18 protein-coding genes and 2 tRNA genes are annotated in these 19,872 nt (G+C 72.1%); 8 read left to right on the forward strand and 12 right to left on the reverse strand.

Features of this window, described 5'->3' with window-relative positions:
* Positions 1–103: 103 nt before the first annotated feature.
* A tRNA-Pro gene (locus AB0K92_RS22810) sits at positions 104–180 on the reverse strand.
* 237 nt (positions 181–417) lie between these two features.
* Between AB0K92_RS22810 and AB0K92_RS22815 the strand changes: the two genes are divergently transcribed.
* Positions 418–488: transfer RNA gene (locus AB0K92_RS22815), tRNA-Gly, on the forward strand.
* A 77-nt stretch (positions 489–565) separates the two neighbouring features.
* On the opposite strand, the gene AB0K92_RS22820 is transcribed toward AB0K92_RS22815, so the two are convergent.
* Positions 566–760, reverse strand: coding sequence for a hypothetical protein (locus AB0K92_RS22820; RefSeq protein WP_165998554.1), 195 nt, complete (start codon positions 758–760; stop codon positions 566–568).
* A 452-nt stretch (positions 761–1,212) separates the two neighbouring features.
* Here AB0K92_RS22820 and AB0K92_RS22825 point away from each other — a divergent pair, with 452 nt between their 5' ends.
* Complete coding sequence (locus tag AB0K92_RS22825; RefSeq protein WP_365925601.1) at positions 1,213–2,397, forward strand: acyltransferase family protein; 1,185 nt, start codon at positions 1,213–1,215, stop codon at positions 2,395–2,397.
* Positions 2,398–2,415: 18 nt separating this feature from the next.
* Here AB0K92_RS22825 and AB0K92_RS22830 read toward each other — a convergent pair whose 3' ends face one another.
* Positions 2,416–2,874 (reverse strand): HD domain-containing protein, encoded by a 459-nt coding sequence (locus AB0K92_RS22830; RefSeq protein WP_206313055.1) that lies wholly within the window; start codon positions 2,872–2,874, stop codon positions 2,416–2,418.
* 72 nt (positions 2,875–2,946) lie between these two features.
* Positions 2,947–4,131, reverse strand: coding sequence for a PP2C family protein-serine/threonine phosphatase (locus tag AB0K92_RS22835; protein WP_365925604.1), 1,185 nt, complete (start codon positions 4,129–4,131; stop codon positions 2,947–2,949).
* Positions 4,132–4,299: 168 nt separating this feature from the next.
* Between AB0K92_RS22835 and AB0K92_RS22840 the strand changes: the two genes are divergently transcribed.
* Positions 4,300–5,544 carry a GNAT family N-acetyltransferase gene (locus tag AB0K92_RS22840; RefSeq protein WP_365925685.1) on the forward strand — a complete coding sequence of 415 codons (1,245 nt, stop codon included), beginning with the start codon at positions 4,300–4,302 and terminating at the stop codon, positions 5,542–5,544.
* Positions 5,545–5,554: 10 nt separating this feature from the next.
* Here the strand turns inward: AB0K92_RS22840 and AB0K92_RS22845 are convergent, their stop codons facing one another.
* A complete protein-coding gene (locus tag AB0K92_RS22845) occupies positions 5,555–6,364 on the reverse strand; it encodes a DNA-formamidopyrimidine glycosylase family protein (protein ID WP_365925606.1) in 810 nt (269 codons plus the stop codon).
* 81 nt (positions 6,365–6,445) lie between these two features.
* Positions 6,446–6,934, reverse strand: a complete 489-nt coding sequence (locus AB0K92_RS22850) for a ribose-5-phosphate isomerase (RefSeq protein WP_165998562.1) — start codon at positions 6,932–6,934, stop codon at positions 6,446–6,448.
* A gap of 206 nt (positions 6,935–7,140) precedes the next feature.
* On the opposite strand from AB0K92_RS22850, the gene AB0K92_RS22855 reads away from it, so the two are divergent.
* Together AB0K92_RS22855 and AB0K92_RS22860 are read left to right on the forward strand one after the other, a co-directional pair.
* A complete protein-coding gene (locus AB0K92_RS22855; RefSeq protein ID WP_365925608.1) occupies positions 7,141–8,610 on the forward strand; it encodes an amino acid permease in 1,470 nt (489 codons plus the stop codon).
* 402 nt (positions 8,611–9,012) lie between these two features.
* Positions 9,013–10,371, forward strand: a complete 1,359-nt coding sequence (locus tag AB0K92_RS22860) for an FAD-binding protein (protein ID WP_365925610.1) — start codon at positions 9,013–9,015, stop codon at positions 10,369–10,371.
* Positions 10,372–10,399: 28 nt separating this feature from the next.
* Here the strand turns inward: AB0K92_RS22860 and AB0K92_RS22865 are convergent, their stop codons facing one another.
* Complete coding sequence (locus tag AB0K92_RS22865) at positions 10,400–10,987, reverse strand: biotin transporter BioY (protein ID WP_365925612.1); 588 nt, start codon at positions 10,985–10,987, stop codon at positions 10,400–10,402.
* A gap of 378 nt (positions 10,988–11,365) precedes the next feature.
* Between AB0K92_RS22865 and AB0K92_RS22870 the strand changes: the two genes are divergently transcribed.
* The gene (locus tag AB0K92_RS22870) at positions 11,366–12,754 is read left to right on the forward strand and encodes an amino acid permease (RefSeq protein ID WP_165998572.1); all 1,389 of its coding nucleotides are present in this window, start codon (positions 11,366–11,368) and stop codon (positions 12,752–12,754) included.
* Positions 12,755–12,900: 146 nt separating this feature from the next.
* Positions 12,901–13,542: a superoxide dismutase gene (locus tag AB0K92_RS22875; protein WP_365925614.1), complete on the forward strand. Its 642-nt coding sequence runs from the start codon at positions 12,901–12,903 to the stop codon at positions 13,540–13,542.
* 121 nt (positions 13,543–13,663) lie between these two features.
* On the opposite strand, the gene AB0K92_RS22880 is transcribed toward AB0K92_RS22875, so the two are convergent.
* From AB0K92_RS22880 to AB0K92_RS22900, 5 genes are all read right to left on the reverse strand, one after another.
* Positions 13,664–14,065 carry a hypothetical protein gene (locus AB0K92_RS22880; protein WP_165998577.1) on the reverse strand — a complete coding sequence of 134 codons (402 nt, stop codon included), beginning with the start codon at positions 14,063–14,065 and terminating at the stop codon, positions 13,664–13,666.
* A gap of 152 nt (positions 14,066–14,217) precedes the next feature.
* Positions 14,218–15,642 carry a hypothetical protein gene (locus AB0K92_RS22885; protein ID WP_365925616.1) on the reverse strand — a complete coding sequence of 475 codons (1,425 nt, stop codon included), beginning with the start codon at positions 15,640–15,642 and terminating at the stop codon, positions 14,218–14,220.
* 20 nt (positions 15,643–15,662) lie between these two features.
* Positions 15,663–16,133 carry a hypothetical protein gene (locus AB0K92_RS22890; RefSeq protein WP_165998581.1) on the reverse strand — a complete coding sequence of 157 codons (471 nt, stop codon included), beginning with the start codon at positions 16,131–16,133 and terminating at the stop codon, positions 15,663–15,665.
* Between the two features lie 94 nt (positions 16,134–16,227).
* Complete coding sequence (locus AB0K92_RS22895) at positions 16,228–16,842, reverse strand: histidine phosphatase family protein (RefSeq protein WP_365925618.1); 615 nt, start codon at positions 16,840–16,842, stop codon at positions 16,228–16,230.
* The gene (locus AB0K92_RS22900) at positions 16,839–18,281 is read right to left on the reverse strand and encodes an FGGY family carbohydrate kinase (protein ID WP_365925620.1); all 1,443 of its coding nucleotides are present in this window, start codon (positions 18,279–18,281) and stop codon (positions 16,839–16,841) included. The genes AB0K92_RS22895 and AB0K92_RS22900 overlap by 4 nt, the downstream gene beginning before the upstream one ends.
* 167 nt (positions 18,282–18,448) lie before the next feature.
* Between AB0K92_RS22900 and AB0K92_RS22905 the strand changes: the two genes are divergently transcribed.
* The gene (locus AB0K92_RS22905; protein ID WP_365925622.1) at positions 18,449–19,870 is read left to right on the forward strand and encodes a sugar ABC transporter substrate-binding protein; all 1,422 of its coding nucleotides are present in this window, start codon (positions 18,449–18,451) and stop codon (positions 19,868–19,870) included.
* Positions 19,871–19,872 lie beyond the last annotated feature (2 nt).

Here is a 19,872-nt window from a genome sequence, read left to right on the forward strand (position 1 = left end):
CCGGACACACGGGCGTGCAGCTTGCATAGTAACGGCAGCGGGTACACGCCCCAAAAGGCGATCATGCGCGAGGGCGCGACGATCACTCGTGGTGATCAGTGGCTGGTCGGGGTGGCGGGATTTGAACCCACGGCCTTCCGCTCCCAAAGCGGACGCGCTACCAAGCTGCGCCACACCCCGTCTGGTGTGCGACACGTAGGGTACATGCCCGGCGACAACACGGCCTCCGTATTCCGCGCGTCATGCCCCGCGCCATCGCGTGCGCCAGAGGTGCGCCGGACCTGCGCCGTGCGGGGCGCCGGCGGGCGGACACCGGGTCCGGTGCCCGGCGTGGCGCCGGAAGGGGTGTGCGGCGAGGGGGGACGACCCGCTACGATGCCTGCAGTGCCGTGGTCACCCGACCAGCGGCGCCTGTGTGCGGGCGTAGCTCAATGGTAGAGCCCCAGTCTTCCAAACTGGCTACGCGGGTTCGATTCCCGTCGCCCGCTCGGTACGCCTCAGGGCCGGCCGGAGATCGTCTCTCCGGCCGGCCCTGAGGCGTTTTCCGCGACCGGTCCGGCGGCGGTCAGAAGGTGATGGAGTTGATCGTCTCCGCTATCGAGTTGAGGAAACGATTGATCGACGGCGCCATGCCCGTCGAGGCGAGGAAGAAGCCGAAGAGGATCGCCACGATGGCGGGCCCGGCCTTGATCGAACCGCCGCGCATCATCACGACCAGGATGATCGCCAACAGCAGCACCACTGACAGTGAAATGGCCACAACAGATCACACCCTCGGTCGGTCCGCTCTACCGGCCGGGGGATGCCGGCACCGCACACCCCCGCCAGAACCATCGTGCCACCAACCAGCCGTCCCTATGCGGCCCGTGACGCAACGTCCGTCACGGCAGTGACCGGCGGACGGCGGGCGGCGGGGCGGGCGGCCGCCAACAGGGCCGCCGCGCGGGGCCGCACAGTAATTCGAGGGCATGCCCGCGACAGGAATTCGACAGGATGGTTTCCCTGCCCACACAACATGCGCACAGATAAATCGAATGACCTCCAACTGGACATTTTGCCTGCATAAATCGGGGGTAGCCGAGCGCTGAACCGGTAACGACGTGGGGGGTTTTACGCGACCCCGCAGACGACGCTAGGGTGCCTCAGATGTTCCACGCCGCCTCCTCCCGCCGCAGGGCGCCGCTTCCCCCGGCACAGTCGCCGGGACCGGGAGTGCCGAGCCCGCGGTCCCCGCAGAGCCCGCAGTCCGGCAAGCAGCGCGACGCGTTCTTCGACAACGCCAAATACCTGGCGATCGTGCTGGTGGCCATCGGTCACGCCTGGGAGCCGCTGAAGGGTGACAGCCGCATCCTGGAGGGCGTGTACACCGTCGTGTACACCTTCCACATGCCGGCGTTCATCATCATCTCCGGCTTCTTCTCGCGCAGTTTCGACATGCGCCCCAGCCGGCTGAAGCGGCTGATCACCGGTGTCGCCGTGCCGTACATCGTCTTCGAGACGGCGTATCCGCTCTTCAAGCGGGTGATCGACGACGCGCCGGAGCAGGAGATCAGCCTGCTCGACCCGTGGTATCTGACCTGGTTCCTGTGCGCGCTGTTCCTGTGGCGACTCACCACGCCGATCTGGAAGATGATCCGCTGGCCGCTGCCGGTCGCGCTCGGTCTGGCCATGGCAGCGTCGGTCAGCCCGGAGATCGGCGACGACCTGGACCTGCAGCGGGTGCTGCAGTTCCTGCCGTACTTCGTGCTGGGGCTGTGCATGAAGCCCGAGCACTTCCAGATGGTGCGGCGCCGTTCGGTGCGGATCCTGTCGGTGCCGGTGTTCGCGGTCGCGCTGGCCGTGGGCTGGTGGGCCGTGCCGCGGATGAACACCGCCTGGTTCTACCACCGGGACGCCGCGCAGGAGCTGGGTGTGCCGTGGTGGGTCGGGCCGGTGATGGTGCTGGCGATGTTCGGCTGCTCGCTGCTGCTGACCGCCTGCTTCTTCGCCTGGGTGCCGCGGCGCCACATGTGGTTCACCGCGCTGGGCGCGGGCACGCTCTACGGCTACCTGCTGCACGGGTTCGTGGTGAAGGCCGGCATGTACGAGGGCTGGTTCGACCAGGCGTGGCTGCACCGCCCGCTCGGCGAGGTCTTCGTGACCGTGCTCGCCGCGATCGGGGTGACGCTGCTGTGCACCGGGCCGGTGCAGCGGGTGTTCCGGTTCGCGATGGAGCCCAAGATGGACTGGGCGTTCCGGCAGGACGCGGCGCAGGCCGCGCGGGACCGGCGCACGAACGAACCGGCCGGCGCCGGCGCATCCGCCGACCAGGGCGACAACCGCGAAGGCGACGGCGAGAGCGGCCGTGACGACCGTCGCGGCAACGGCGGCGGCAAGCGGGAGACCGCCCGCGTCTGAGACCGGCCGGCCCCGGCGTCATTCCCCGAGACCGAGAAGCGCGCGCATCCGCGCGTACTTCTCGGTCAGTCGTGTGCGGGTCGGCTCGTCCAGGGCGGCGAGGCGGGCCGGGTCCGCGTTGTGGGCGAGGTCGGCCTCCTTCACCAGCAGCGCGCCGGGCGTGGCGAGGATCCGCGCGGCGTACGCCTCCGGGGACTCCCCCGCCCGCTTGCTGACCGCCAGCACGATGTCCTTCGTACGGCGGCTCAGCGGGGCCTGGTGCAGCCACCGCTCGGGCAGCGCGTCGTCCTCGACGGCGTCGTGCAGCCAGGCGGCGGCGATCTGCTCGTCGTCGCCGCCGCGGGCGCGGACGCCCTCCGCGACGGCCTGAAGGTGCTCGGCGTACGGCCGCCCGGCCTTGTCGGTCTGCCCCTCGTGGGCCGCCCGGGCCAGCGCCTCGACCTCGGCGAGCGGCAGGGTGCGCGGTGTCTCGGTCACCCCGCCAGTCTCCCAGCGCCTGTGGGCCCCCGCACGGACAGCCTCCCGTTCGAGTGGCCCGCCCCCTGCGGGCTACGGGCGGGGCTGGGCGTGGGCGGTCGGGCCCTCGCGGCAGATGAGGAGGAGGGCCCGGTCGTCGTTGACGTCCTTGGCGACGGCCTCGATGAGGTGCCAGGCGGCGCCGTGGAAGCCGCCGGCGACGTAGCGGTCGGCCTCGCCGGTCAGGCGGTCGATGCCCTCGACGATGTCGCGGTCGGAGGTCTCGACCAAGCCGTCGGTGAAGAGCATGAGGACGTCGCCGGGGCGGAGGGTGCCCTTGACCGGGTCGAACTGGGCGCCCTCGTAGACCCCGAGCAGGGGCCCCTCGGCGGCCTTCTCCTCCCAGCGGCCGCTGCCCGCGCTGAGCTGGAGGCCCGGCGGGTGGCCGGCGGAGTACAGCTCGTAGTCGCCGGAGTCGAGGTCGAGGACCAGGTGGATGGAGGTGGCGAAGCCCTCGTCCCAGTCCTGGCGCAGCAGGTAGCCGTTGGCGGCCGGGAGGAAGGCGTGCGGGGGCAGCGAGCCGAGCAGGCCGCTGAACGCGCCGGCCAGGAGGAGGGCGCGGGAGGCGGCGTCCATGCCCTTGCCGGAGACGTCGGTGAGGACGACCTCCAGGGTGCGGCCGCCGTTGGTGCGGGCCGCGACCACGAAGTCGCCGGAGAAGGACTGGCCGCCGGCCGGGCGCAGCGCCATCTCGCGGTGCCAGCCGGCCGGCAGCTTGGGCAGCCGGCTCTGGGTGCGGATGCGTTCGCGCAGGTCGAACAGCATGGTGCCGCCGCGCCGCCAGGGCACGCCGACCCGGCTGCGGAACTGGGCGATGAGCAGGCCGAAGAAGCCGCAGGCGGCGACGACGAGGACCACGCCCGGCGTGACCCGTGAGGGGCCTTCCGTGTACGGGCCCAGCTGGACCGACTCCACGATCAGGGCGGTCGCGGCCGCCGCGTACAGGCCGAGCAGGCTCGCCGGGCGCAGCAGCAGGCCGCCCGCGACGATCGGCAGGACCAGCGCGGCCGGGGAGCACCACACCGGGTTGGCGAGGGTGGTGGCGGCGATGAGCGGGACGGTGAGCAGCAGTCCGGCGAGGGCGACCCAGTCGGAGCCGTCGCCGCGGAAGTAGTCGACGGCGCTTTTGCGCAGGCCGACGCGGACCCGGTGCCACTGCATCTTCCACCGGGCCGGGAACGTCTCGGCGGCCGCGCGCCGTTGTCCTCCTGCTGCCATTAGTTCGGGACCCTATCCAGCGGACCCGCTGCTTGGCACGGGAGGTCCCACTTGTCCCCCGTCCGGGGTTCGGCCGCGCCGGGATCTTCACGGGCCTCCATCTCCCCGCCACCCGCCGGTAATTCCCTGGCTCGCCCCTCATTGCCCTGATAGGCATGGACCATGGCGATGGCGAGTGACCGGGCGGACGGCATGCGCGTCCTGCGGCCGGACGACTGGGACGTGTGGTACGACACTCTGCTGCGGGCGTTCGGCGGTGTGCCGGAGGCGCCCGAGGAACGCGAACTGTGGCGGGAGCTCACCGAGTTCGACCGTTCCCTGGCCGTGTGGGACGGGGACGCGGTGGTGGGCACGGCCGGCGCGTTCACGTTCCGGCTGACGGTGCCCGGCGGGGCGTCGGTGCCCGCGGCGGGCGTCACCATGGTGAGCGTGGCCGGCACGCACCGGCGGCGCGGGGTGCTGACGTCGATGATGCGGCGGCAGCTGGACGACGTCCGCTCGTGGGGCGAGCCGCTGGCGGTGCTGACCGCCTCGGAGCCGGACATCTACGGACGGTTCGGGTACGGGGCGGCGACGTACGCGCTGCGCGCCGAGATCGACACGGCGCGGGTGCGGTTGTCGGTGCCGGCCGGGACCGACGGCGTACGGCTGCGCTACGCGGCGCCGGCCGATGTGCTGGAGGACTGCGAGGCGGTCTACGCCCGGCTGGTGCCCGGGCGGCCGGGCATGCTGGCGCGGCGGCCGAAGTGGGAGCGGGTGGCGCTGCTGGACCCGGAGAGCGAGCGGGAGGGCGCGTCGCCGCTGCAGTGCGTGGTCGCCGAGCGGGACGGCCGGATCGCCGGATACGCCCGGTTCCGGGTGAAGCTCGGCTGGGGCGACAGCGGTCATGACGGCACGGTGTCGCTGGAGGACCTGGCGGCCGAGGATCCCGCGGTGGACGCGGCGCTGTGGCGGTTCCTGTTCGGGATCGACCTGACCTCCACGCTGGTGATGCGGGGGCGGCCGGTCGACGACGCCTGGCAGTACCTGGTGTCGGACATCCGCCGGTGCCGGACGCGGCAGCGGGACTCGCTGTATCTGCGGCCGGTGGAGGTGGGGGCCGCGCTCGAGGCGCGGACCTATGCCGCGCCGGTGGACGTGGTGCTGGACGTCGAGGACGCCTTCTGCCCGTGGAACACGGGGCGTTGGCGGCTCAGCGGGGACACCAAGGGCGCCTCGTGCGAGCGTACGGCCGACGCGGCGGACCTCGCGCTGACCGTGCGGGAGCTGGGGTCGGCGTATCTCGGCGGGGTGAGTCTCACCGCGCTGGCCGCTGCCGGGCGGGTCCGGGAGCTGCGGGCGGGGGCGCTGGCGGAGGCGTCGGTGGCGTTCGGGCCGGCCGGGCCGGCGCCCTGGCTGCCGCACGGGTTCTGAGCCGGGCGTCTCAGGCGCGCTGGCAGACGGGGCACCAGAAGAGGTTGCGGGCGGCGAGGCCGGCGGTGCGGATCTCGCCGCCGCAGACGTGGCAGGGCAGGGTGGCCCTGCGGTAGACGTACACCTCGCCGCCGTGGTCGTCGACGCGCGGCGGGCGGCCCATGGCCTCGGGGGTGTGCTCGAGGCGGACGGTGTCGATGCGGTTGTTGCGGACGCCCTCGCGCATCAGCTCCACGAGGTCGGTCCACAGGGCGTGCCACTCGGCGGGGGTGATGTCGCGGCCCGCGCGGTAGGGGTCGATGCCGTGCCGGAAGAGGACCTCCGCGCGGTAGACGTTGCCGACGCCGGCGATGACCTTCTGGTCCATGAGCAGGCTGGCGATGGCCGTGCGGCTGCGGGAGACGCGCCGGTAGGCCTCGTCGGGGTCGGCGTCGTCGCGCAGCGGGTCCGGGCCGAGGCGGTCGTGTATGGCGCGCTTCTCGGCGTCGGTGATCAGGGCGCAGGTGGTGGGGCCGCGCAGGTCGACGTACGACGTGGTGTTCGCGAGGCGCAGGCGGACGGTGTCCGTGGGCGGGGGCGCCGGGGCGTCGCCGAAGGCGACCTTGCCGAACAGGCCCAGGTGGATGTGGACCCAGTCGCTGTCACGGAAGCGCAGGAAGAGGTGCTTGCCGTGGGCCTCGGTGGCGGTGAGGACGGCGCCGTCGAGGAGGTCGGCGGCGTCGGAGAACTTGCCCTGGGGGCTGGTGACCCGGGGGGCCGTGCCGGCGAACCGGTCGGCGTAGTCCTGTGCCAGCCGGTGAATCGTGTGCCCCTCTGGCACGGTTCCCGTTTCCTTCCAGCCCCCGGAGGGCGTGTCCTGCCGGCCGCTGTGGCGGGGACGCCGTCCCGCCGGGGCCCTGTGTCAGTCCTGCTGCGGGTGGTGCGCCGGGATCGGCGGCAGCTCGCCCGTGGTCTCGTACCCGGCCAGCATGTCGATGCGGCGGATGTGGCGCTCGTCACCGGAGAACGGGGTGCCCAGGAAGACCTCGACGAACTTGGTCGCCTCCTCCTGGGTGTGCATGCGCGCGCCGACGGCCACGACGTTGGCGTTGTTGTGCTGGCGGCCCAGCGCCGCCGTCTCCTCGCTCCAGGCGAGGGCGGCACGGACGCCCTTGACCTTGTTCGCGGCGATCTGCTCGCCGTTGCCGGAGCCGCCGATCACGATGCCGAGGGAGTCGGGGTCCGCGGCGGTCTTCTCCGCGGCGCGGAGGCAGAAGGGCGGGTAGTCGTCCTGGGCGTCGTAGATGTGCGGGCCGCAGTCGACGGGGTCGTGACCCGCCGCCTTGAGCCATTCGACGAGGTGGTTCTTGAGTTCGAAGCCGGCATGGTCCGAGCCGAGATACACGCGCATGGGATGAGTGTGACATGCGCCCGGTCGGGCAGCAGGGCGGGGTGCCGGCGTCGTGATCTGTGACGCGGGCCACTGAAGCTCAGGGAAACCTCAAGTAACAATCCGGATTCAAAGGTTCAAGAATTCGTTTCCCTCGGATTCACTGGTCCGGCTCGTACGCCGCTCGTACGGGAATTGATCATTCCGGCGCAAAGGATTTCCGTCCCATGACTTCGCAGCCGACCCTGAGGAAGGCCGACAACGGCCACGGAGGCCCCGGAGGAACCGGCAACCCCGGATCCGGTTCCGGACTCCAGGCAGGGCTCAAGAACCGCCATCTGTCGATGATCGCCATCGGCGGTGTCATCGGTGCCGGACTCTTCGTGGGGTCCTCGTCCGGTATCGCCACCGCCGGCCCCGGCATCCTCCTCTCGTACGCGCTCGTCGGCACGCTCGTGGTGCTGGTGATGCGCATGCTCGGTGAGATGTCGGCCGCCAACCCGACGTCCGGCTCCTTCTCCGCGCACGCCGACCGCGCGCTCGGGCCCTGGGCCGGCTTCTCCATCGGCTGGCTCTACTGGTTCTTCTGGGTCGTGGTGCTCGCGGTCGAGGCGACCGCCGGTGCCGTGATCCTGGAGGGCTGGGTGCCCGCCGTACCGCAGTGGGCCTGGGCGCTGATCGTGATGGTCGTGCTCACCGGCACCAACCTCGTGTCCGTCGGCTCCTACGGCGAGTTCGAGTTCTGGTTCGCCGGCATCAAGGTCGTCGCCATCGGCGCCTTCATCGTCATCGGCGGCCTCGCCGTGTTCGGCGTGCTCCCCGGCGTCGACAGCGAGCAGGCGGGCCTGTCCAACCTCACCGAGCACGGCGGCTTCCTGCCCAACGGGCCGGGGGCGATCCTCACCGGTGTGCTGCTGGTCGTCTTCTCCTTCATGGGCAGCGAGATCGCGACCCTGGCGGCCGGCGAGTCCGAGGACCCGCAGCGCGCCGTCACCAAGTCGACCAACAGCATCATCTGGCGCATCGCCGTCTTCTACCTGGGCTCGATCCTCGTCGTCGTCTCGCTGCTGCCGTGGGACTCCAAGTCCATCCAGGACAAGGGCTCCTACGTGGCCGCGCTGGACTCGCTGGGCATCGCGCACGCCGGTCAGATCATGAACTTCATCGTGCTGACCTCGGTGCTGTCCTGTCTCAACTCCGGCCTGTACACCGCCTCCCGGATGGCCTTCTCGCTCGGTGAGCGCGGGGACGCGCCGAAGTCGTTCGCGCGGACGACCGAGAAGGGTGTGCCGCGTACGGCGATCCTGGTGTCCGTGGTCTTCGGGTTCGTGGCCGTGTTCTTCAACTACAAGTTCCCGGACTCCGTCTTCCTGTTCCTCGTGAACTCCAGCGGTGCCGTCGCCCTGTTCGTGTGGCTGGTCATCTGCTTCTCGCAGCTGCGGATGCGGAAGATCATCCAGGCGGAGGCGCCGGAGAAGCTGGTCGTGCGGATGTGGCTGTACCCCTACCTGACCTGGGCGACCGCCGCGCTGATCGTCTTCGTCCTCGGCTACATGCTCACCGACACCGAGCACGACGGACGCCGGACCGTGCTGCTGTCGCTGCTGGTGGCGGCCGTGGTGCTGGCCATCGCCGTGATCCGGCAGAAGCTCGGCTCCGGCCGGGAGCGGCAGCGGGACGAGGTCACCAGCGGCTGATCCGGCCGTACGGCACGTCAGGCCGGCCGATTCCGGCGTACGACACCTCAAGCCGGCGGATCCCGCCGTACGACATCTCAAGGGCCTCGCGGCGTCTCGCCGCGGGGCCCTTCGTCAGAGCACGGTGAAGCCGTCCCGCACCTCCTCGTACACCCGCAGCGCCCGGTCCGCCACGCGCGGCTGGTACCAGGTGTTGATCCGGTACGACGTCCCCCCGCGGTGAAGCCGAGCAGCCGCGCGTGCCAGGGGACGCCGTCGAGGGTGAACGTGTCCTCCCGCACCACCGCCGGACGGCCCCTTCACATCGGGCCGCCAGCTCTCCGGGGGCGTCCAGGCGAAGGGGACCGGGGCGCGGTCGAAACCTGACGGTGGTTGTCAGGTTATGGCGGCAGGCTCGGCGTCATGAACCTTCCCGACACCACGGATCTGCTGCTGCTCCGCCCCGGCGACGCCGGTTACGCGGAGGAGACCGCCGGTTTCCAGACCGGCTTCGTACGGCGGCCCGCCGTCGTCCTCGGCGCTCGCTCGGCCGGGGACGTGGCGGCCGCCGTGCGGTACGCGGCCGCGCGGGACCTGCCGCTGGCCGTCCAGGCGACCGGCCACGGCGTGCCCGGCCCGCTGGAGGGCGGGGTCCTCGTCACCACGCGCCGCATGGACCGCGTGACCGTCGACCCGGCCGCCCGCACGGCCCGGATCGAGGCGGGCGTGCGCTGGGGCGAGGTGGTGGCGGCCGCCGCCCCCTACGGGCTGGCTCCGCCCAACGGCTCGGCACCCTCCGTCGGGGCGGTGGGCTACACGCTGGGCGGCGGCCTGGGCATCCTCGCCCGCGCGGTCGGTCACGCCGCCGACCGGGTGCGCTCCCTGGACGTCGTGACCGGCGACGGGCGCACGCACCGGGAGGTGCGCGAGGGCTCGGAGCTGTACTGGGGGCTGCTCGGCGGCGGCCCCGGCCTCGGGATCGTCACCGCGATGGAGATCGAGCTGGTCCCCGTCGGCCGGCTGTACGGCGGTTCGCTCGCCTTCGACGGGCGGCGCGTCGATCCGGCGGCCGTGCTGGCGGCGTACGAGGCGTGGACCCGGACGGTGCCGGACGAGCTGACGTCGTCCTTCGCCGCCGTACCGTATCCGGACCTCCCGGCGGTGCCGCCGGGGCTGCGGGGCCGGTATGTGGTGTCCGTGCGGGTGGCGTACCCCGGGACGGACGGGGAGCGGCTGGTGGCGCCGCTGCGGGAGATCGGGCCGGTGCCGGCCGACTCGCTGCGGGAGATGCCGTACGCCGAGAGCCGCACCATCCACAGCGACCCGGAGGTGCCGCACGCGTACTACGGGGACAGCGTGGTGCTGGGCCGGCTGGACGTGGACCGGGTGGCCGAGGTGCTGCGGCGCACCGGGCCGGCCGCGGACGGCACGGACGGCACCGATGGCACGGACCGCGAGGACGGCACGGCCGGTGCGGACCCCATGGTCGTCGTGCAGATCAACCATCTCGGCGGGGCGCTGGCGCGGCCCGCGCCGAACGCGGTGCCGTTCCGGGAGGGGCGGTTCCTGCTGCGGCTGCTGACGGCGGGCGACCGGCAGCGGGCCCGCGCGCTGCTGGACCCGGCGTTCGCGCGGCTCGCGCCGGACACCCTGGGCCGCGCCGTGAACTTCGCGTTCGGCGCGGGCGACCGGACCGAGGGGCTGCACGAGCCGGGGACGCGGAAGAGGCTCGCCGGGCTGAGGTCGTCGTACGACCCGGCGAACCTCTTCCGTTCCGTCTAGTACGTCGCGCCGCCGTACGCGGCGGGGGTCAGCGCTTGCCGACGAGCTTCCAGGCGGCGGGCAGGGCGCCCATCGCGAGGGCCGCCTTCAGGGCGTCGCCGACCAGGAACGGGGTGAGGCCGGCCGCGAGGGCGGCGGAGGCGGACAGGTCGAGGGCCAGGGCCAGGTACGGCACGCCGACCGCGTAGATGATCGCCTCGCCGAGCAGCATCGCGCCCGCCATCCGCCACGGGGAGCGGTCGGCGCCGCGGCGGGCGAGGGCGCCGACGACGGTCGCGGCGAGCAGCATGCCGAGGACGTAGCCGAAGGACGGGGCCGCGGCGCCCGAGCCGCCCTCCGCGAACCACGGCACGCCCGCGATGCCGGCCAGCGCGTACAGCGCCAGGGAGAGGAAGCCGCGGCCGGCGCCGAGGGCGGTGCCGACGAGCAGCGCGGCGAAGGTCTGGCCGGTCACCGGCACCGGGGAGCCGGGCACGGGCACCGCGAGCTGGGCCGCGAGACCGGTGAGCACGGCACCGCCGGCGACCAGGGCGATGTCGCGGACGCGGGAGGCCGGGAGCAGGTCGGCGAGGACCTGGCCCGGGCGGGCGAGGGAGGTGGCGGTGGCGGTGCTCATGGGGACTCCGCGGGTGACGGCGGTACGGGACACCGTGACGCTAACCCAGAGGGCCTGAGCCGATCACCGTCACCGCTCGACAAAGGGTGGAGGACGGCTGTGGTGGAGTGCGTACAAAGAGTGCCGGTCACACCGGCCGGGGCGTGATGACGGTCACGGAGGTGGGGACGTGTGCGTCACGTCGGGCGGGGCGGGGCAGGCTGTAGGTTTTCGCCAATCCGCATCTGTGTACGAACCCGTGCGGGACGGGTGAGTGGAGCCGTACACTCCGTGTTCCACGCGTCCGCATAGTGAACGGCGACGTCCCCTGACCGGCACCTCCGCCCAGACTGTGGGCGTTTTACCTGTCCCCACCGACTGGATGGACGAGCCGCGCCCATGCCCACCAGCACCGCTCAGGAGACGCCGCCGCAGGCGGACGCCTCCCTCTCCCATGGCTTGAAACAGCGCCACCTGTCGATGATCGCTCTCGGCGGGGTGATCGGCGCGGGCCTGTTCGTCGGCTCCGGCGCCGGCATCGCCGCCGCCGGCCCCTCGATCGTCGTCGCCTATGTCCTCTCCGGCCTCCTGGTGATGCTGGTGATGCGGATGCTGGGCGAGATGTCGGCCGCGTATCCGTCGTCGGGCTCCTTCTCCGCGCACGCCGAGCGGGCCATCGGTCCCTGGGCGGGCTTCACGGCGGGCTGGTCGTTCTGGGTGCTGCTGTGCACCGCGGTCGGCCTGGAGGGCATCGGCGCGGCGAAGATCGTCAGCGGCTGGCTGCCGGGCACGCCCGAGTGGGCGTGGGTGGCGCTGTTCATGGTGGTCTTCTGCGGGGCGAACCTGGCCGCGGTGAAGAACTTCGGCGAGTTCGAGTTCTGGTTCGCGGCGCTGAAGGTCCTCGCGATCTCGCTGTTCCTGGTGCTGGGCGTGCTCGCCATCCTGGGCGTGCTGCCGGGCACCGACGCGCCGGGCACCGCGAACCTCACGGGCGAGGGAGGCTTCCTGCCGGGCGGCGGCGAGGGCCTGGTCATCGGCCTGCTCGCCTCGGTGTTCGCGTACGGCGGCCTGGAGACGGTGACCATCGCGGCGGCCGAGTCGGAGGACCCGGTGCGCGGCGTCGCGAGCGCGGTCCGCACCGCGATGTGGCGTATCGCGCTGTTCTACATCGGCTCGATGGCGGTCGTGGTGACCCTGGTGCCGTGGAACTCGGCGGAGATCGTCGAGAAGGGCCCGTACGTGGCCACCCTCGACCACCTCGGCATCCCCGGCGCGGGCCAGCTGATGAACGTGGTCGTGCTGGTCGCCCTGCTGTCGGCGATGAACGCCAACATCTACGGCTCCTCGCGCATCGCCTACTCGCTGGTGCGGCGCGGGCAGGGCCCGAAGGCGCTGGGCCGGGTGTCGGGCGGGGTGCCGCGGCTCGCGGTGCTGGCGTCCTCGGTGTTCGGCTTCGTGTGCGTGCTGCTCAGCTACTGGCGCCCGGACGACGTCTTCCCCTGGCTGCTGAACATGATCGGCGCGGTGATCCTGGTCGTCTGGATCTTCATCGCGGTCTCGCAGCTGCGGCTGCGCCGCCGGGTGGAGCGGGAGGCGCCGGAGAAGCTGGTCGTGCGGATGTGGGCGTTCCCGGTGCTGACCTGGGTGGCGCTGGCCGGCATGGCGGCGATCTTCGTCCTGATGGCGCGGGAGCCGGACACCCGGGTGCAGCTGTACTCGACGGGTGGCATGACGCTGTTCCTGGCGCTCGTGGGATACCTCTGGCAGCGCAGGAACGCGGGGAACTGACGGTCCCTCACCTTCCCGGTTCCGGACGAGGCCCCCACGTGGCGACACGTGGGGGCCTTCTTGCTGCCCCGGCACCTGCGCCGGTCTTGCTGTTGGTAGCGTGTAGTTGCAAGCTACTTGCAATAAGAGGTCGGAGGGGACCTGTCATGCCCGTCTACACGCTGCCCGAACTGCCGTACGACTACTCCGCGCTCGCCCCCGTGATCAGCCCGGAGATCATCGAGCTGCACCACGACAAGCACCACGCGGCCTACGTGAAGGGCGCCAACGACACGCTGGAGCAGCTCGCCGAGGCGCGCGACAAGGAGCAGTGGGGCTCGATCAACGGCCTGGAGAAGAACCTGGCCTTCCACCTGTCCGGGCACATCCTGCACTCCATCTACTGGCACAACATGACCGGTGACGGTGGCGGCGAGCCGCTGGAGAAGGACGGCGTGGGCGAGCTGGCGGACGCCATCGCCGAGTCGTTCGGCTCCTTCGCGAACTTCAGGACGCAGCTGTCGAAGGCCGCCGCCACCACCCAGGGTTCGGGCTGGGGCGTGCTGGCGTACGAGCCGCTGAGCGGCCGGCTGATCGTCGAGCAGGTCTACGACCACCAGGGCAACGTCGGGCAGGGCTCCACGCCGATCCTCGTCTTCGACGCCTGGGAGCACGCCTTCTACCTCCAGTACAAGAACCAGAAGGTCGACTTCATCGAGGCGATGTGGCAGGTCGTCAACTGGCAGGACGTCGCCCGCCGTTACGAGGCCGCCAAGTCCCGCGCGGACGTGCTGCTGCTGGCGCCGTGAGCGCCTGACCCGTCGTCCCGCCTCGTGATCGTCTTCTCACCCTTCACGCGGGCGGGCGGATGAAAGGAAGCCCCCGCGAGGACGTGACTCGCGGGGGTTTTCCCGTGCCCGGGAGAGACGGTCAGTCGATGCCGCGCAGGTAGATCCGGCTGCGGTCCTTCCCGACCGGGGCGACGGTGATGTCCAGGGAGTTCAGCTCACCGGCGCACGGGGCACAGACCGGGCCGGTGGTGACGCCGTCGAGGGTTTCCGGCTCGGCCAGGCCCAGGTGGGCGAAGGGTGCGGTGGGCTCGTAGCCGGCCGAGGCGGCGGCCTTCTCGCGCTGGACCAGCTCGTTCTCCGGGTCGAGCCCGTCGACGAAGCCGTCGACCTCGCCCGCGGGCAGGACGAACGCCAGGAGCAGCACGTCGTCCTGGAAGCCCTTCTGCCGGGCGCCCACGCGCTCCGTGGCCGTCCGCGGGACGGTCACCCCCAGGTCCTCGGCGACCCGCGTGAACCCGACGCCCTTGACCCAGTACGGCACCCGCTGTCCGCCGGAGTCCGACCGGGAAGGGGTGTCCGTGCGGGATCCGGCGTCCGTGCCGCCGCTCCCTGCCCCGCAACCCGCGAGCACCGCGACGGCAAACGCGGTGACCAGTCCCCCGGCGGTCCGTGCACCAGCCCGAGTACGGGCGGTCACCGGGCGTCCCCGTTGCGCCCGATGTCCGTACGGGTGCCGTCCCGCCCCGGATCCTTCGCATCGGGCAGCTGCCCGGACATCTCGCCCCACTCGTACCGCTGCACCGAACCACTGCCTCGCATGTCGAACTCCCTGGCCAGACCGGTGGTGTGCAGGCGCGCCATGTCGGCGTCGGTCACCTCGGTCGGTCCGATCGGCGTCTTCTTCCCGGGGTCCCAGTTGTACCGGTCCCAGACGTTGACCTGATAATCCAGCGACACCTTGGGCTTGCCGTCCGGGCCGGGCACGACCGTGACCGTACCGGTGGTGTTGGTCATGCCGCTGCCGATCGCCAGGTACCAGTTGCGGTCGCTGTGCGTGTAGCCCCGCGGCGGCGTCTCCACGGGGATGGCGACCGGCTTGCCGCCGGACTTCTCGTACGCCTCCAGCGCCTGCCTGCGCCACTCGTCCTGGTGGTTGAACACCGCCTCCCGGGACGCCAGGCGCAGGGCCTCGTCGTCGGTGAGCATGCGGTCGACGTCGAGGTCGAGGGGGTCGCCGGTGCCGTTCAGATAGTGGTCCATGTGGCGGGCGGCGTCGGTGTTGCCGATGAAGTCACCCGCGTTGGCCATGGCGACGGCCTGGGCCTGGATCCAGTACTCGGCGGCGCCGGCGTCCTCGATGCCGAACTCCCCCGCCCCGTCGTCGCTCGCGACCCGCTTGGCCTGCGGGTCGAGCAGGCCTGCCGCAAGCAGGTCGTCCCGGTGCGCGGCCCAGAGCCGGGCGCGGGCCTCGGGACTGAGCGAGGCCCACAGACGGCGCAGCTCCGCGCTCTGCCGGGCGTCGGCGTCCTCGCCCAACGCCGCGAGTTTCTCCGCCCTGGGGTACATGTCCCCGTCGAGCGAGGTGTAGGTGGCGTGGCCGGCGTTGTGCGGGTCGCCGCCGTGGCTCGCGCGCAGCGCCCGGGTCAGGGCGGCGTCGACCTCGGTGGCGTGGCTGACCACCGAGGCCAGGGTGTCGGCGTACCACTGCATCAGGTCCTTGGTCTTCTGGCCGGTGCCGTCGGCGTCGCACTGCGCCTCCATGACCTTGATGCCGCCGTCGGCCGCCCCCACCACGATGAGGCCCTTCCTGCCCGCCTCCTCGGTCAGGGACTTGGCACGGCGTTGCAGGGCTTCCAGTTCGGTGTGGGCGTCGTCGAGGACGCTCCAGATGCTCTTGGCCTCCTGGTGCAGGTCCGCGATCTCCTTGGCCGTCTTCGTGACGAACCCGCGCGTCACGGTGGCGTTCACGCCGGCCCAGCGCGCCGTGTCCGACTTGGCCTTCAGGCCGTCCCGGGCGTCGTCGGCGAGTTCCTGGAGATCGGTGACGGCCTGTTTCCAGGTGGCGGTGGCCGCGGCGAGCTTGCCGAGGTCCACTTCGATGAGATCGGTGTACTTCACGCCGTTTCCCCCGCGTGGTGTCACTTGAAGTAGCTGTCGAGGACCGAGACCTCGATGGCCGACCCGGCCCGGGTCTTCACCTGAGCGGCGATCTTCGCGTCGTCGGCGGCGTGAGCCTTGCGCGTGTAGTCCAGGTGGTTGGAGATGTGGGCGCAGGCCTGCAGCACGCTTTTAATCTGAGAGGTCCACACCTCCACCGTCGTGGACAGCTCGTCACCCGCGCTGAAGCCATGGCTCTTCAGTTCCGTGGCGGCCTGCAGGGAGGTGCCCGCGCCGCTCTTGTCGGCACCCGCGCCCGCGATGTCGACACGCTCGCGCATCCGGTCGAACAGCGAGAAGGCTTCGTGCCCCACCGCGCCGAGGTCGTCCTGCCGCACCACGAGGTCGGCGCCGCCGGCGGGGCCCGCGCTCGGGGCGCTGTCGATCCGGGTCCGTACCGCCCCTCGCTCGGCGGCGTCGCTCTTCAATTGCTGCCATTCGTCCCACGCCATGCACGTTCCGACGTGAACGGCCCTGCGGTGGTTGCCTTTCTGAGTAGATCTTCACGACAGGAGTGGAAGATTCCGCCGGCGGTGCGGCGGGTCGTCAGGTGGTGGGGACGTTGAGCGAGAGCAGGCCCGCGGTGCCCGTCTCCGGGTCGAGGCGCAGCTCGGTGACGGCGGCGTTGCGCAGTCTCGGGAAGACGCGGCGGTAGTCGGCGAGCGGGATGCCGAGCAGGCGGCACAGCACGAGGCGCAGCAGGGTGTTGTGGGCGACGACCAGGACCCGCTCGCCGGGGTGGGCGGCCGCGATGCGGTGCAGCGCGGCGGCACCGCGCCCGGCGGCGGCGGTGGGGTCCTCGGCGCCGGGGAAGGGGTGGGTCACCGGGTCGGCCCGGTAGGCATCCGCGTGGGCCGGGTTCTGCCCGGCGAACTCGGCGAGCGTGCGGCCCTCCACCGTCCCGAAGTCGCATTCGCGCAGGTCCGGTTCGCGGTGCGGGGTGAGGCCGAGCGCCGCGCAGGCGGGCTCGGCGGTGGCCACCGCGCGGGACAGCGGCGAGGTCCACACCGCGTCGACCGGGTGCTCCCCGATCCAGCGGCCCAGGGCCTCGGCCTGGGTGCGGCCGGTGTCGGTGAGGGCGATGTCGCTGACGCCGGCGTAGCGGTTCTCGGCGTGCCAGACGGTCTGGCCGTGGCGGGCGAGGAGGAGGGTGGCGGTCATGAGCCGCCAGTATTCCGTTCCGCCCGGCCGCGCGCATGGGCCGCGACGGGGCCCGGCAGCCAGCCGCGGGATTCCAGGGCGTCCAGCAGGCGCAGGTAGGGGGCGGTGTAGCGGTCGGTGTGCCGGGGGTGGACGGTGGCGCGGATGCGGACCATGCGGTCGGTGACGTCGGTCAGGGGGGTGCCGGTCGCCGCGTGGCAGGCCAGTGCCGCCATGCCGAGGGCCGGTTCGGGGTGTGCGGGCAGGTGGACCGGGCGGCCCAGGATGTCGGTGCGGAGCTGGGTCCAGTAGGGGCTGCGGGTGGCGCCGCCGGTGAAGGTGAGGGGCCCGTCGAGGGGGGCGCCCAGGTGGTGGAGGTAGTCCAGGCAGAGGCGTTCCACCAGGCCGACCCCTTGGAGCAGGGCCGCCCACAGGTCGGCGTCACCGGCGGGTTCGCCGAGGAGGAGGGCGGTCGCCTCGGGGGCCTGGAAGGGGAAGCGTTCGCCCGGGGACACCAGGGGGTAGGCCACCGCGCCGGAGGGTTCGAAGGCGGCCGCCTCGCGGTCCATGGCGGCGGGGTCGGCGTCCGGGAAGCGGGCGGTGAGCACGCCGGCGCCCACGCTGGACGCCCCGCCGGGCAGCCAGCGGCCGTCCGGGGCGCGGTGGTTGTAGACCACGCCGGTGCCGTCCCGCACCGGCTCGCGGGCGGCGCCCTTGAGCACCAGCGTCGTGCCCAGCACCGAGTTCCACGCGCCCTCGCGCAGCGCGCCGGAGGCGAGCTGGGCCGCGCAGCCGTCGGTCATCCCGGCGACGACCGGGGTGCCGGCGGGGATGCCGGTGGCGTCGGCGGCGGCCGGGCAGACCTCCCCGAGCACCGTGCCGGGGCGGACCACCTCCGGCAGGGCCTCCACCGGGACGCCGGGCACGTCGGGCCAGGCCTCGGCCTCCACGTCGTACGCCGTCTTCAGCGCGTGGCTGGAATCGGTGGGCACCGGGCGGCCGGTGAGCCGGGCCGTGATCACGTCGGGCTGGTGGGTGATGCGGCCCGGTCCGTGGGCGGACGCCAGCCACAGCGCCTTCGGCAGCGCCCAGGTGTCCTGCACGGCGAGTCCCGCCGCGCGCAGCCGGGCCGCCTCGGCCGCCGCGCGCCCGTCGTCGTACATCAGCGCCGGCCCGCGGGGCCGTCCCGCGCGGTCCGTCAGCAGCACGGTCCCGGAGGTGCCGCACACCGCGAGCCCGCCGGGGCGCGGCGCGGGGCGGGCGCGCAGTGCCTGCCGGGCCGCCGCGCACACGGCGGTCCACCACTGCTCGGGGTCCTGCTCGTGCCGTACGCCGTCGCGCCGGCCGGTGACCGGCACGGCGCCGGAGCCGAGGACCGTGCCGTCGCCGGTGACGAGCAGCGCGCGCACGCTCTGGGTGCCGAGGTCGATGCCGAGCCAGGCCGCCCTGTCGTCCGCCATCCGGACCTCCCACGCTTCGCGTCCCGGGGTGTGAACTTCTCACCATGCCCTGGGATTTGCCGCTGCGCGAGGGATTGACGGCCAACTTCCGTGGTTCCACTCTCTGTTAGCGAGCCGACTCGACGTGTTAACTCCCGCACCGGACCGAGCCCCCGTGGAGGTCACGGATGGACACGCCCGTGCACGACCGCCGCCGCTTCCTCGCCCTCACGGCCGCCGCCGCGACGGCGCCCCTGCTCACCGCCTGCGGTGCCGGGTTCGGCGGGAACGAGAACGAGAGTGACGGCTCCGCCGCCGACGACATCACCGGCTCCTTCGACTGGAGACGGGAGCGGGGCACCACCGTCAAGGCGCTGCTGAACAAGCACCCGTACACGGACGCGCTTCTCGCCGACCTGAAGTCGTTCACCGACAAGACCGGGATCGAGGTCGAGTACGACGTCTTCCCGGAGGACAACTACTTCGACAAGCTCACCGTCGACCTCTCCAGCGGCCGCGCCTCCTACGACGTGTTCATGCTCGGCGCGTACATGGTGTGGCAGTACGGTCCGCCCGGCTGGCTGGAGGACCTCGGCCCCTGGATGCGCAACGCCTCCGCCACCGGCGACGAATGGGACCAGGGCGACTTCTTCCCCAACCTGCTCCAGGCCGGCCAGTGGAACCTGAAGGCGGGCGCGCCGCTCGGGCAGGGCGGGCAGTACGCGCTGCCGTGGGGCTGGGAGACCAACGTGGTCGCCTACAACACCGAGGTGTTCCGCACCCTGGGCCTGAAGCCCGCGGAAACCTTCGACGAGCTGGTGGAACTCGCCGGGACCATCAAGCGCAAGGCGCCGGGCGCCGGCTTCGACGGCATGTACGGGATCGCCGTGCGCGGCTCGCGCAGCTGGGCCACCATCCACCCCGGCTTCATGACGATGTACGCCCGCAACGGGCTGAAGGACTTCACCGTCGAGGGCGGCAGGCTCACCCCCGCCATGAACAGCCCCGAGGCCGTCCGGTTCACCGAGGACTGGGCGCGGATGGTGAAGCGGGGCGGGCCGCCGTCCTGGACGTCGTACACCTGGTACCAGTGCTCCAGCGACCTCGGCGCGCGCAAGGCCGGGATGCTGTTCGACGCGGACACGGCCGCCTACTTCCAGGCGGTGAAGGGCGCGAGCCCGGCCTCCGGGAAGATCGCCTTCCATCCGGGGCCGAAGGGCCCGGACGGCTCGCTCGCCACCAACATGTGGATCTGGTCGCTCGGCATGAACGCCAAGAGCAGACGCAAGAGCGCCAGTTGGCTGTTCCTCCAGTGGGCGACCGGGAAGGAACACCTGCGCGAGAGCGCGATCAGCCACCACCACATCGACCCGGTGCGGCGGTCGATCGCGCAGGACGGCGCCTACCGGGACAAGATGAAGGACCTGCCCGGCTTCATCGAGACCTTCGAGACGGTCGTCGACCAGACGAGGATCCAGTTCACCCCGCAGGCACAGTTCTTCGACGCGACGACCAGCTGGGCGTCGGCGCTCCAGGAGATCTACGGCGGCGAGAACGCCCGCTCGGTCCTCGACTCCCTCGCCGACGACCTCGCCCGCAAGGTCGGCTAGCC

This window comes from Streptomyces sp. NPDC052687 (genome assembly GCF_040678395.1).
In the GTDB taxonomy this organism is placed as follows: Bacteria; Actinomycetota; Actinomycetes; order Streptomycetales; family Streptomycetaceae; genus Streptomyces.